Origin of the sequence: Adlercreutzia wanghongyangiae (assembly GCF_035989245.1) — a bacterium.
Taxonomy (GTDB): Bacteria; Actinomycetota; Coriobacteriia; order Coriobacteriales; family Eggerthellaceae; genus Adlercreutzia; species Adlercreutzia wanghongyangiae.
Window position 1 is genome coordinate 48,391 of the sequence record NZ_JAYMFF010000006.1, and the last position, 12,991, is coordinate 61,381.

8 protein-coding genes and 4 tRNA genes are annotated in these 12,991 nt (G+C 63.5%); 3 read left to right on the top strand and 9 right to left on the bottom strand.

Annotation, left to right across the window (positions count from 1 at the left end; all coding sequences use genetic code 11):
* Positions 1–72: 72 nt before the first annotated feature.
* The 4 genes from VIN30_RS03870 to VIN30_RS03885 form a co-directional block, all read right to left on the bottom strand.
* Entirely contained in the window at positions 73–1,737 is a 1,665-nt protein-coding gene (locus VIN30_RS03870; protein WP_338209428.1) for an NYN domain-containing protein, read from the bottom strand.
* A gap of 142 nt (positions 1,738–1,879) precedes the next feature.
* Positions 1,880–1,955: transfer RNA gene (locus VIN30_RS03875), tRNA-Lys, on the bottom strand.
* A gap of 79 nt (positions 1,956–2,034) precedes the next feature.
* Positions 2,035–2,111: transfer RNA gene (locus VIN30_RS03880), tRNA-His, on the bottom strand.
* A 50-nt stretch (positions 2,112–2,161) separates the two neighbouring features.
* Entirely contained in the window at positions 2,162–2,914 is a 753-nt protein-coding gene (locus VIN30_RS03885) for a tRNA threonylcarbamoyladenosine dehydratase (protein WP_338209430.1), read from the bottom strand.
* A 266-nt stretch (positions 2,915–3,180) separates the two neighbouring features.
* Between VIN30_RS03885 and VIN30_RS03890 the strand changes: the two genes are divergently transcribed.
* Positions 3,181–4,263 (top strand): DNA/RNA non-specific endonuclease, encoded by a 1,083-nt coding sequence (locus VIN30_RS03890; protein WP_338209432.1) that lies wholly within the window; start codon positions 3,181–3,183, stop codon positions 4,261–4,263.
* A gap of 245 nt (positions 4,264–4,508) precedes the next feature.
* Here the strand turns inward: VIN30_RS03890 and VIN30_RS03895 are convergent.
* From VIN30_RS03895 to arcA, 5 genes are all read right to left on the bottom strand, one after another.
* Positions 4,509–4,583: transfer RNA gene (locus VIN30_RS03895), tRNA-Ile, on the bottom strand.
* A gap of 48 nt (positions 4,584–4,631) precedes the next feature.
* Entirely contained in the window at positions 4,632–6,359 is a 1,728-nt protein-coding gene (gene argS, locus VIN30_RS03900) for an arginine--tRNA ligase (RefSeq protein WP_338209434.1), read from the bottom strand.
* Positions 6,360–6,556: 197 nt separating this feature from the next.
* Positions 6,557–8,155 carry a YfcC family protein gene (locus VIN30_RS03905; protein ID WP_338209436.1) on the bottom strand — a complete coding sequence of 533 codons (1,599 nt, stop codon included), beginning with the start codon at positions 8,153–8,155 and terminating at the stop codon, positions 6,557–6,559.
* Positions 8,156–8,265: 110 nt separating this feature from the next.
* Positions 8,266–9,261 (bottom strand): ornithine carbamoyltransferase, encoded by a 996-nt coding sequence (gene argF / locus VIN30_RS03910; protein WP_326423861.1) that lies wholly within the window; start codon positions 9,259–9,261, stop codon positions 8,266–8,268.
* Positions 9,262–9,375: 114 nt separating this feature from the next.
* Complete coding sequence (gene arcA / locus VIN30_RS03915; RefSeq protein ID WP_338209438.1) at positions 9,376–10,599, bottom strand: arginine deiminase; 1,224 nt, start codon at positions 10,597–10,599, stop codon at positions 9,376–9,378.
* Between the two features lie 437 nt (positions 10,600–11,036).
* On the opposite strand from arcA, the gene VIN30_RS03920 reads away from it, so the two are divergent.
* Positions 11,037–11,113: transfer RNA gene (locus tag VIN30_RS03920), tRNA-Pro, on the top strand.
* Between the two features lie 593 nt (positions 11,114–11,706).
* Positions 11,707–12,909 carry a DUF3810 domain-containing protein gene (locus tag VIN30_RS03925; RefSeq protein ID WP_338209440.1) on the top strand — a complete coding sequence of 401 codons (1,203 nt, stop codon included), beginning with the start codon at positions 11,707–11,709 and terminating at the stop codon, positions 12,907–12,909.
* The last annotated feature ends 82 nt before the right edge of the window (positions 12,910–12,991 follow it).

A 12,991-nucleotide genomic window follows, 5' to 3' on the forward strand; every position in this document is an offset into this window, starting at 1 on the left:
CGTTTTGTTCAAATGAGATATTTTAAACTATGACGGGCAGACGCACCGAAGCGCTCGCCCGTATCCAGAAAATCAACGAGCCAGGCGAATGCGGAAGTTGCGGCCGCTCTGCTCCAGGGCATAGGGGCCGGCTGCGGCCATGTACTGGCGCATCTGGGGATAACCCAAGTCGCGCACCTTGAAGTCCTTGAACTGGGCGCGCAGACGATCGGTGATGGTGGAGAGCATGATGCCCTCGTCGCCGGCCTCCGTCACCAAGTGGAGAATGTAGCCCGCCGGCGTGGACGTATCGGGCGCCGCCGCCTTCGCCGACCGCTTGGCCGTCGTCTTCCCGGCAGCCTTCGGCACGGCCGCTGTCTTCGCCTTGGACGAGGACCGCCCCTTCGCGGCGGCCTTCCCCTTCGCGCTGCCCTTCGGCTGCGATGGCTCGGAGCTCTCCTGATCGGCCGGCGTCTCCCCCGTCGCGGAAGCCTTCTTCTCAGTTGTCTTTGCCTTGGCGGTCTTGTCGGTCTTGGCGGTTTTAGCGGTCTTGGCAGTTTTGGTGGGTTTGTCGGCTTTCGCGGACTTCGAAGGCGCCTCTTCCGTCTTCGAATCGAGCACCTTCTCCGCGGCGGCCTCTTCCGAATCATCGGCCTTCGGGCCACGCTTCTCGGCCGGCGCCTCCTGATCCTTCTTTTCCTGCTTCGCCTTGCGCTCGGCGCGGGCACGGCGGCCCGGCTTCACGTCGGCCTTCTCGGCTGGTGCCGCAACGGCCTGGGCCTCCGGCGCCTCCTCCGCGGCGGCTTCCTGGGCCGCCTCGGCCGTCGGCTGGGGAAGCGCGGCCACCGGGGCGTTCTCCCCCTCGGTCAGCGCCGCGGGTTTCGCGGCCACCCGGCGCGTGCCCCGATGGCTGCGCGAACGCCGCGACGGCTTGGAAGCGCCCTCGTCTTCGGCGGCCGCCTCGGACGCCCGCTCGCCCGTACGCTCCGCCGCGCGCTCCGCCGGACGCTCCGCGGCGCGCTCGCCACCCTTGTCGTCGGGTGCATCGGACAACTCCACGGTCACCGAGCTGTGGTCCTTGGTAATGCGCACCCGCGTGAACTCCTCAAGCAGCTTCGAGAGCAGGTTGGTGCCGTAGCTGCGCACATCGAAGTCGGGGTAGCGCTTCTGCAGGCGGCTGCCGATCTCGCCCAGGCCGGTGGATTTCCCGTTGTTCTGATTGTCGGTGATGATGTCCACCACCGCCTGCTCCACCGCGTCCTTCGGCACCTCGTTGCCGCCCCCGTTGCGCTCGCGCTTGTTCTGCACCAGAAGCTCCAGCGTGGTGAACACGTCGCAGGCGCGGCGGAAGGGCACCGGGGTCTTCTTCTCTCCCATGCCGATGACCGTGCGGCCGCTCTCGCGCAGGCGGCTGGCCAGGCGCGTGAAGTCGGAATCGCTCGATACCAGGCAGAAGCCGTCCACGTTGTCGGTGTACAGAAGGTCCATGGCGTCGATGATCATGGCCGAATCGGTGGCGTTCTTGCCCTGGGTGTAGCCGAACTGCTGGATGGGCGTGATGGAGTTCTCCAACAAGGCGTCCTTCCATTTGGAATGCAGGGTGAGCGTCCAGTCGCCGTAAATGCGCTTGATGGTGACGGTGCCGTACTTCGACAGCTCGTTCAGAATAGGCTTGATGTAGCGGGACGACACGTTATCGGCATCGATGAGCAGCGCGAAGCGCTTGTCGGAGGTTTCGCTGAGGGGTTTGGGTTCCATAGGTACGTCCTTGGAGGAATCTGGGCTGGAAAGCCGGTCGTCTCGGGGAAGAGCTTATTCGGTTGGGCCTTGCGCCAGGCACGCTCTTCTTGAAAGACCCGGATATGAAAAGAACCCCGTGCGGGGTTCCTCAGATTTCAAATGGTGCTCCGTGAAGGACTCGAACCTTCGACCTTGGGATTAAGAGTCCCCTGCTCTACCAACTAAGCTAACGGAGCACATAGTGCCTGCGCAAAAGCGCTTGAATATTTTAGACCAACTCGCAGCGTTGCGCAAGACCTAAATTTTCAAGCGCGCTGGGGTGGATGATGGGACTCGAACCCACGATCTCCAGAGCCACAATCTGGCGCCTTAGCCAACTAGGCCACACCCACCATTTCGCGCAAGGATGAATTATAGGGCTCGTGGGGCAGATGCGCAAGAACTATTTTTCGCATGCCGTTCCCACGCCTCGGACGGCCGTTCCCCCGCCGGCAATATCGCGCACCACTTCCCCGCCCAGGATGAGGCCCGCCACCGACGGCACGAAGGCCACCGAGCCAGGTGCTGGCCGCACACCGCCCTTGACGCGCTCGGCATCGGGCGCGCCAGCCCGGGGCGGCTCGGTCGAGTACACCACCTTCAAGGCCGGAATGCCCCGGCGACGCAACTCGCGGCGCATGACACGCGCCAGGGGATCCACCGAGGTCTCGTAGATATCGGCCACGCGAAACGCCGTAGGATCCAGCTTGTTGCCCGCGCCCATGCTGGAGACGATGGGCGTGCCGGTCGCGCAAGCCGCTTCAACGAGTGCGATCTTCGCGCTGACCGTATCCACGGCGTCGATCACGTAGTCGTAGCTCGCGAAATCGAATTGCGGTGCCGTCTCGGGCAGGAAGAAGCACTGGTGGGTTTCCACCGCGCACGACGGATTGATGGAACGCACGCGCTCGGCAGCCACCTCCACCTTGGGGCGTCCCACCGCGTCCAGTACGGCGATAATCTGGCGGTTCAGATTCGTGGCATCCACCACATCGCTGTCGATGAGGTCCAGGGCACCCACTCCGCTGCGGGCAAGGGCCTCCACGGCATAGCCGCCCACGCCGCCCACGCCGAACACGGCCACCTGGGATGCGGCCAGCCGCGCGAGGCCCTCGTCGCCGAGCAGCAGTCGGGTTCGTGCGAAAATGTCGTCCATGATGCCTCCCTTGCCGACCGCCGCGGCACAACCTCGAGTCGCCTGCCTCGCCCTTCCGGCCCGGCATCCCCGCTTATCCCAAAGACGGGCCGAGAGTCTATTATGCCAAAACAGCGCCTTAGGGCCGCACGAGCCGCCCCTTCGGCCCGAATATCACCACATCGTACGGAAGCGACCGGAACAATTTGCCGCCATTTTCTCGCAACAAGTTCGTGTAAATCGCGTTACGGTAGACGCAAAGCGTTTTCCCGCCGAAGGAGCAGCCCATGAACATCCCGTCCCGCATCACCCGCCGCGCGAGCGCCCTATTCGCGGCCGCAGTCCTCGCCTGCGTCCTCGGCGGCTGCAGCGCAGCAGACGACACACCCACCGAGTTGGCCGATACTGGCAGCGTTGAGCAAGCTGCTCCCGCCCCCGATGCTCCCGCGAGCAGCGCGCCTGCGGAAGCCGAGACGCCCGACGCGCCCCCCGAGCCGACGGTGGAGGCGCCGACGGTCGATCTGGCCGCCATTCCCGCCTACGACGGCAATCCCTATGTTTACGTGAACGACGGCGAGCCCGTTTTCACCGACGACCAGCGCGCATCCGCACCGGGCACCGAGTTCTACGGAGAGCTGGACGACCTCGGGCGTTGCACCGGCACCTTCGCAGTCGTAGGCGCCGAGACTATGCCCACCGAGGAGCGCGGCAGCATCGGCGAGGTGAAGCCCACGGGCTGGCAGATGGCCAAATACGAGTTCGTGGACGGAAAGTACCTCTACAACCGCTGCCATCTGCTCGGTTTCCAGCTGACGGGCGAGAACGCCAACACCGCCAATCTCATCACGGGCACGCGCTACCTGAACATCGAGGGCATGCTGCCCTTCGAGAACGCCGTGGCCGACTACGTGCAGGCCACGGGCAACCACGTGCTCATGGCCGTTGTGCCGTTGTTCGAAGGCGACGAGCTGGTGGCCCGCGGCGTATGCATGATGGCGGAGTCGGTGGAAGACGGCGGCGACGGCGTGAGCTTCAACGTGTTCTGCTACAACGTGCAGCCGGGCGTGACCATCGATTACGCCACCGGCGACAACCACCTCGACGGCACCATCGAGGGCACTCCCCTGCCCGACGTGTCGGGTGCTCCCGAAGCGTCCGCCGGCAACGCAGCCGCATCGTCGGCCGATGCGAGCGCCGATACCGGCAAGGGCACCGCAGAATACGTGCTGAACACCAACTCGAAGAAGTTCCATGTACCCAGCTGCTCGTCGGTGAAGCAGATGAAGGATGCCAACCGCCAGGACGTGAAGGACACCCGCGAGAACATCGTCAACCAGGGCTACGACCCCTGCAAGCGCTGCAACCCGTAGGAACCCGAAAGCCACGAGCCTTCACAGCCCGCGCCTCTCGCATTCACGGGCGACCTGAAGGTCGCCCCTACGGGGTCCTCGGGTGCATCAAAGCGCTTCGCCGCCCCAGCGACCGCCAGCCTTTCCGCAGGGGCGGGCTTCAGCCCGCCCGCAAGTTCCGTAGGGGCGGGCTTCAGCCCGCCCGCAAGCGGAGCCCCCCCGAACGCAAAAAGACCCCGCTGTAACAGCGGGGTCTTCTCATTTCGTGGTAGGGCCGCCCGGATTCGAACCGAGAACCAAGGGATTATGAGTCCCCTGCTCCACCGTTGAGCTACAGCCCCATGAAGTGCGCCAGCTATTCTAGCGCAAGTGCGCCGTGCTCGCCAAACCTACATCTTCACCGGAGCGGAAACGCCCAGCAAATTCAGGCTCAGCGCCAGCACGATGCGGGTGGCATCGCACAGGGCCAGACGGGCCGTCTGCACGTCGGCGTCGTCGGTGAGCACGTGGCAGTTGGTGTAGAACTGATGGAACAGCGCCGCCAGGTCCTGGGCGTAGTGCGTCAGGCGGAACGGCGCGCGGTCGCGGGCCGCCAGCGCGATGAGATTGCCGAAGTCGGCCATCTTGCGCATGAGGGCAAGCTCGGAGGGATGCGTCAGCGGCGAGAGGTCGCAGTTCTCGGGAACGATCTTCTTCGCCAGCACGTCCATGGCCACCTCGCCGGTCTCGGCGGCCGCGGCGTCGGCCGGGTCGGCCGCCTTGCGCAGGATGGAGCAGATGCGCGCGTGGGCGTACTGCACATAGTACACCGGGTTCGAGGCGTCCTTCTTCTTCGCCACCTCGATGTCGAAGTCGATGGGCTGGTCGGCCGAGCGCGACAGCATCAGGTAGCGCGTGGCGTCCACACCCACCTCCTCGATGAGCTCCTCGAAGGTGACCATCTCGCCGGTGCGCTTGGACATGCGCACGGCCTTACCGTCGCGGAACAGGTTCACCAACTGCCCCAGCTGCACCTCCAGCGCGCCCGGCCAGCCCCAGGCCTCCAGCATGCACTCGCAGCGCTTGATGTAGCCGTGGTGATCGGCGCCCCACAGATCGATCAGGTGATCGAAGCCGCGCATCATCTTGTCGTAGTGGTAGGCCACGTCCGACATGAAGTAGGTGGCCTCGCCGTCGCCCTTGATGAGCACGCGGTCCTTGTCGTCGCCCAGATCGGTGGAGCGGAACCACAGGGCGCCGTCCTTCTCGTACAGATAGCCCTTCTCGCGCATGGCGTCCAGCGAGCGGGACACAGCACTCTGGCCGTTCTCGTCCTCGACGTACAGCGAGCGCTCGGAGAACCACTTGTCGAAGGTGGTGCCGAAACCGGCGAGCACGGCCTTCTGGTTGGCGAGGGTCTGCTCGTAGGCCATCTCGCGGAAGGCATCCACGCGCTCCTCGTCGGACACGTTCAGCCACTTGTCGCCGTCGCGGTCGATGATCTCCTGGGCGATGTCCTTCACATAGGCGCCGCCGTAGCAGGCCTCGGGCATCTCCACGTCGCGGCCGAGCAGCTGCTGGTAGCGCACGCTCACGGAGTTGCCGAACACGTCCATCTGGTTGCCGTGGTCGTTGATGTAGTACTCCTCGTACACGTCGTAGCCGCCGTGGCGCATGACGCGCGCCATGGCATCGCCCAGCGACGCCCAGCGGCCGTGGCCCACGTGGAAGGGACCGGTGGGGTTAGCCGACACGTATTCCAAGTTCACGTAGCGCTCGCCCTCGGGGATGGTACCGCGACCGAAGTTCTCGGCCTCCTCGCGCACCTCGCGTACCACGTCCTGCAGCACCGCATCCGACAGGCGGATGTTGATGAAGCCCGGACCGGCGATCTCCACGGCGGCGATCATGTCGTTGGCGGGAATGTGGTCCACGATGATCTGGGCCACCTCGCGGGGGTTCTTGCGGGCGAGCTTCGCGCAGCGCATGGCGACGGTGGAGGCCCAGTCGCCGTTGGCCTCGTCGCGCGGTCGCTCCAGGGCGGCTTCCGGGGTCTCCGTCAGCTCCAGGGAGCCGTCGGCACGGGCCGCCTCCAAAGCGGCGTCGATGATCGCTTCGAGGGATTCACGAATTTCCATTGCTCTTTCTTCCTCTTCTGTGAGCCAGCTTTCTTCTCGCTGGCAGGCTGTGCCGTACCTGCCCGCGTCTATAAGCCGCCATAATACCATGAAACCGCAGGAAAACACAGAAGTACCCGAGCGCGATGCCCGGGTACTTCTGCGAACGGAGGCGCCGATAAAACTGCGCATCCGCACAAAATGTCAGGCCGCGATGCCTAGGACAGAATCACCATGGCCGCGGTCAGGATGACGATGCATACGACGCCCAAGACCACGAACAGCTTGGCGCCGAACTTCAGCCAGGTGGAGTACTCCACCTTGGCCAGGGCCAGACCGCCCATGATGGCGCCGGAGGTCGGGGTGAACAGGTTCACAAGACCGTTGCCGGCGGAGTAGATCATGACCATGGTCTCGACCGAGAAGTTCAGCTGATGCGCCAGGCCGCCGAGAATCGGGATGGACACGGTGGCCATGCCCGACGACGACGGAATGAGGAACGACAGCACGATGTAGAGCAAAAACGACAGGGGCGCGAAGACGATCGCCGACATGCCCGTGAGGGCCGCCGCGGCGTTGTTCAGGATCCACATGTCCAGGCCGGTCTTGGCCATGAGCACGGTGATGGAGCGGGCCAGCGCGATGATCAGCACGACCGACATCATGTCGGCGGCGCCGTTGATGAAGGCCTTCACGAAGCGGCTCTCGGACACGCCGCCGATGATGCCGATGACCAGCGCCATCAGCAGGAACCAGGTGGAGGCCTCGTCGAAGTACCAGCTGCCCAGCGGCACACCCGTGAGGAAGCTCGACCACGCGGGGGTCACTTCCTCCTCGGACACCGAGGTGGCCTCGATCGGCTCGGCCAGAACCGTCGTGGTGCCGTTGGCCTCGTCATAGGCGGCCGTGAGCTCGTCGCCGGTGACGACCGTGGTCACTTCCTCGGTGGTGGCGCCAGCGTCGAAGATGGTCACGCCCAGGTCGGCCCAGGGAATGAACGACACGATCATGATGACGAAGGTGAGTGCGAACACGATGAGCGACCACTTCTGGCGGCCGGTCATCTTCGGGTTGGCGGCGGCGTCGTTGTCGGCGCCCTCGGTCTCGGACTCCTTCATACCCCACTCGTCCATCATGGCCTGCTGCTCCTGCAGCGACAGGAAGGTGGAGCCCTTGTCGTCCTTCACCTTCTTGGCGTAGCGCATGACGAACACGATGGATATGGCCAGGGTGATGATCCACAGGATCAGGCCGAGCACGATGATGATGGCCTGGTTCACCGCGATGCCGATGCCGGAAAGCGCGTCAACGGCCACGCCCACGGCAAACGGGTTCACCGTGGAGCCCAGAACACCGCAGCCGGCGCCCAGAAGCACCACGGCCGCGCCGGTCAGGCTGTCGAAGCCCGCGGCCACCATGGTTGCGGCCAACAGCAGGTAGAACGGAACCGTCTCCTCGCACATGCCGTAGGTGGTACCGCCGATGGAGAAGATGAACATCAGAATGGGAATGAGCACCAGCTCGTTGCCCTTCAGCTTGTGAACAAGGGCCGCAATGCCGGCATCCAGCGCGCCGGTCTCGGTGATAATGCCGAGAAATCCGCCCAAGATCATAACGAACAGGCACACGCCGATGGCGTCCTGGAAGCCGAACACGGGGGCCGTAAGCACCTGGGACAAGGTGGCGCCCTGTACGCCTTCCACGCCGCATGCGGACATGATGACAGTGATAACAGCGAGAACTACCAGGATGATCAGCAAGATGGTAAACGACGAGAGCGGCGCCCTCTTCTTCTTGCCCTTCTCAGCAGCTGCCATGGTTATCCCTCCTTTGTCGAGTGTCTGACAGAAACACCAGGGGCCGTGCGGCTATCCCTCCCGATTCCGCACGGCCCCGAGGCATCAAAGTATGTGCTGCGCGTATGCGGTTACTGCAGCGTGGCGTACATGACGGCCTTGATGGTGTGCATGCGGTTCTCGGCCTCGTCGAACACCTTCGACTGCTTCGACTCGAACACCGCGTCCTCCACTTCCATCTCGGTCACGCCGAAGCGCTTCGCGATGTCGGCGCCGGTGGTGGTGTTGGTGTCGTGGAAGGCCGGCAGGCAGTGCAGGAAGATGGCGGTGGGCTTGGCCATGGCCATGATCTCGGTGGTCACGCGGTAGGGCGACAGCTGCTTGATGCGCTGCTCCCACACCTCGTCGGGCTCGCCCATGGACACCCACACGTCGGTGTAGATGACGTCGGCGTCGGTGGCAGCTTCCTTCACGTCCTCGGTGCACTTCACAGTGCAGCCGTTCTCAGCGGCGATCTGCTCGCAGGTCTTGATGAGGTCCTCGTCCATCCAGCAGTCCTTCGGACCGCAGCCGACGAAGTTCATGCCCAGCTTCGCGCACATGACCATGAGCGAGCGGCCCATGTTGTTCTTCAGGTCGCCGAAGAACACGAACTTCAGGCCCTTGATGTCGTAGTTGAAGTTCTCCTGCACGGTCAGCGCGTCGGCGAGCATCTGGGTGGGATGCCACATGTCGGTCAGGCCGTTCCACACCGGCACGCCGGCCTTGTCGGCGAGCTCTTCCACATCGGCCTGGTCGAAGCCGCGGAACTCGATGCCGTCGTAGAAGCGGCCGAGCACGCGGGCGGTGTCCTCGATGGACTCCTTCTTGCCCATCTGGGAGCTGCCGGGATCCAGGTAGGTCACGCCCATGCCGAGGTCCATGGCGCCGACCTCGAAGGCGCAGCGGGTGCGCGTGGAGGTCTTCTGGAACAGCAGAACGATGTTCTTGCCCTCCAGGTAGCGGTGCGGGGTGCCGGTGCGCTTGAGGTCCTTGAAGTTCTTGGAGAGCTTCAGCAGGTAGTCGATCTGATCGGTAGTGAAATCGAGAAGGCGCAGGTAGGACTGGCCAGAAAGATTCACGGGCATAGTATTTCCTTTCGGTAGGGGCAGCGGGCAGAACGCCTGTTGCCGGGGATGGGGCGGCCGAGCTTGTGCCGGCCGCCCGTGACTTGCTTTATGCCGCAGCGGGCACGACGCGGACTACAGGGCCTCGCGCCAGGCCGGCATGGACATGCAGCGCGGGCCGCCGCGGCCGCGGGACAGCTCGGCGGACGGCATGACTAGGCAGTTGATGCCGTTCTTGTACAGCACGTCGTTGGTGACGTTGTTGCGCTGGTACACCACCACGGTGCCGGGGCGCACGCACAGGGTGTTGCTGCCGTCGTTCCACTGCTCGCGCTCGGCCGCGATGCGGTCGCCGCCGCCGCAGGGGATGAGCGTGACCTTCTCGCCGACATACTCGGACAGCACCGACTCCAAGTCCTCGTTGCGCTCGCGGATCTTGGTGCCGCCCTTGCCGTCGGGGGTGATCTCGAACACGGTCAGCGGGCCCATGATGCCGGGATGGATGGTGAACTTGTCGCGATCGATCTGCGTGAACACGGTGTCCAGGTGCATGAACGCGCGGCTCACCGGGATGTTGAACGCCAGGATGGTGTCCACCTTGCTCGTCTCATCGTTGAAGATGTTGGAGGCGATGTGGTCGATGGCGTCGGGCTCGGTGCGCTGGGAGATGCCGATGGCCAGCACGTGCTCGTTGATGTTCAGGATGTCGCCGCCCTCGATATGGAAGGTGTCGTCGCGGCTGTAGTACTCGGGGGTGCCCACGAAGTCGGGGTGATTCTTGAAGATGTAGTCGCCGTAGATGGTCTCGCGGTTACGCGTCTGGCTGTACATGCGGTTGATGGACACGCCGTTGCCGATCATCGCGAACGGGTCGCGGGTGAAGTACAGGTTCGGCATGGGGGCGCACACCAGCTTGCAGCGGTCGGACACCATGTCCACCAGCAGGTGCGTGTCCTTCTGCGGCAGCTCCTGCAGGTTGATGCCGGCCATGGTCTTCATGACCATTTCCTTGTTGCCCGGGTAGTTGCTCTCGATGTAGTCGGTGATGATGTCGTGGTACATGTCGGTGCGGATACCGGCCTCGTAGATCCACTGATCGAGGAACTGCTTGCGCAACTCGGGCTTGGCGTCCAGAACCTCGGCCATCAGATCCTCGAGGTACACCACTTCGACGCCCTCATCGCGCAGAATCTTCGCGAAGGCATCGTGCTCTTCCTGGGCAACCGGGAGGAACGGGATGTCGTCGAACAGCAGCTCCTCCAGGGTGTTCGGGGTGAGGTTCAGCAGCTCGTCGCCGGGGCGATGCAAGATGACCTTCTTCAGGTTGCCAATCTCACTCTTGACGTTTACTCCTTGCATAAAGCTCTCCTATCTTGGGGTGGATAGAAACTTTTCGCCAGCCACACATGATCTTGCGCGCCTTGAGTGCCTCGCCCCAAGCCGTGGTGCAGGTCTGTTGTGTTTGACTGCATCCACCTTCGCATTCCCCCGCCGAAACAACCTCGAAACGCTTGTTTGTTTGCCAGGGCGGAAGCAAGCTGACACCGTATTGTCAATTAAAGCTGAGCCTAAAGGTCTTTATTTTTGATGAGCGGTTTGCTAGGAGTTCGCCCACGATCGCGCAACCGGCTACGAGCCCTTGCACGTCGTTTCGAAGGTCTTCGCGCGCCGCAAAGGCCCACGCGTAGCCCGCAGAAGTGACCGCGAAGACAAAAAGCACCCCACGCGGTGCATCGCTCTGCTATAATCGCCAAATTGCCGCGCATCTGTGCTGCTGCGGCTTTGTCTATGGCCGTCGGGACGTGGCGCAGTCTGGTAGCGCGCCTGCTTTGGGAGCAGGATGTCGCAGGTTCGAATCCTGTCGTCCCGACCATTTCCAAATTGCCCGTCGGGCGGCCCAAACCCTTCGAAGCGCGAGCCTATACCGCCCCGGCTGTTTCTCCATTGCCCAGCCGACCGCCACGCGAGCCCGGGCGTGCCCCAAGCGACCCTGGAGTATTGTTAACCTTGCGAGTTCCTTGGGTATTGCGAGGGTTGCGAGTCTGTTGGTCGCAAAAGGTATGATGTCTAGGGAAATCAAACCCCCTTGGGGATTTTTTGGCCACAAAAGGCACGATGTCTAAGAAAGCGAGAACGCTCTTGCGGCCGCAAGGCTCTTCGGTGGCCAGATACACAACGATGTCTATGTTTTTCGAGCTGTTTTGAACGAAAGTGCATCGACCCCTCACAACCTGCGGGGCATGCGCCATATACATCATGCGTTTTGCGACCAAAAAGTGCTTCGGAAGCCTCGAAGCGCATATACATCGTGTCATTTGCGACCATGGGCCATACGCTTTCGCAATTATCCACGCAATTCCCAGCCACTGACTACCCACGCAATTCCCGGCCACTGCCATGAAATCGACTGGGAAACGCCTGACCCGCTCCGGTACACAAAACTCCCTTGTCTGCCATAATGTGCCTATGGAAAAAGCAGAGACATATCGGCTGAAGCGGCTGTGGTTTGCGGTACCGGGGGTTGCGGCGTTGGCGCTGACGTGGGCGGCACAGGCGAATCCCGGACTCACTGAGACGTGGTTCTCGCGCGGCGTGTACCCGTGGCTGTCGTCGATCTGGGGATTTCTACCGTCGCTGGTGTCGTGGTCGGTGGCCCAATGGGTGGTCGTGGCGGCACTTGCGTTCTGTGCGGGCTGGCTCGTGTTCTACGCGATAGCTCTGGTGCGCGGGCGCGGAAAACGTCGGTTCGTGCTCTGGCGCGCGGCGTCTACCATGCTCGCCGTCGTCTCCGCAGGCTACTGCATCTTCGCGCTGATGTGCGGGTTGAACTACTATCGGCACACGTTCGCCGAGGATGCGGGGTTCGAGCTGCGGGAATCCACCACCGAGGAGCTTGTGTCCCTTTGCGAGAACCTAGCCGCGCATATGAACGACGCCCGGGCCGAGGTGGAGGCCGCCGCACCCGCAGCTGCAGACGCGACCACGCCCACCGCCGCCGACGAGGCCCTGGCCGCCGAGGCCGACGAGTATGCCACCGCGCGCGGTGGCTTCGAAACCTACGCCAAGGAAGCCGTAACGAACATGAAAGCGCTCGCCGAGACGTACCCGGCGCTCGACCGCCCGCTGTACTCGCGGCCGAAGCCCGTGATCTTCTCGGAACTGATGAGCTACGCCGACATCGCCGGCATGTACTTCCCCTTCACCGTGGAATCGAACATCAACAAAGACGGCCCGTTTTTCACCATTCCGGCCACCATGGGTCACGAGCTGGCCCATCAGTGCGGCTTCATGCGCGAGGATGAGGCGAATTTCATCGGTTATCTCGCCTGTAAGGACGCCGCCGATCCCCTTACGCGCTACAGCGGCTACTCGCTCGCCTACGACTACGCGCTGTCGGCCCTTATCGGTGCCGATCGCGATGCGGCCCTGGCCGTGAACGACACGCTATCGGACGCCGTACGCGCCGACCGTCGCGCGCGGGCGGCCTATCTGAAGCAGTTCGAAGGGCCGGTGGCCGAGGTGTCCAACGCCGCTAACAACGCCTACTTGAAGGCAAACCAGCAGACCGATGGCACCCGCAGCTACGGTCGCATGGTCGATCTGCTGCTGGCCGAGGCGCGGCAGGCGGAAACGACCGAAGACGTCCAAGCGGCAGCCGACGCGGAATAGCCGCAGCCGCGCGGGGACGCCCCTTTCCACCGAGCGATCGCATCGACGGCGGCTTTTCGAAGCGCGGTGCGACCCCCTCCCC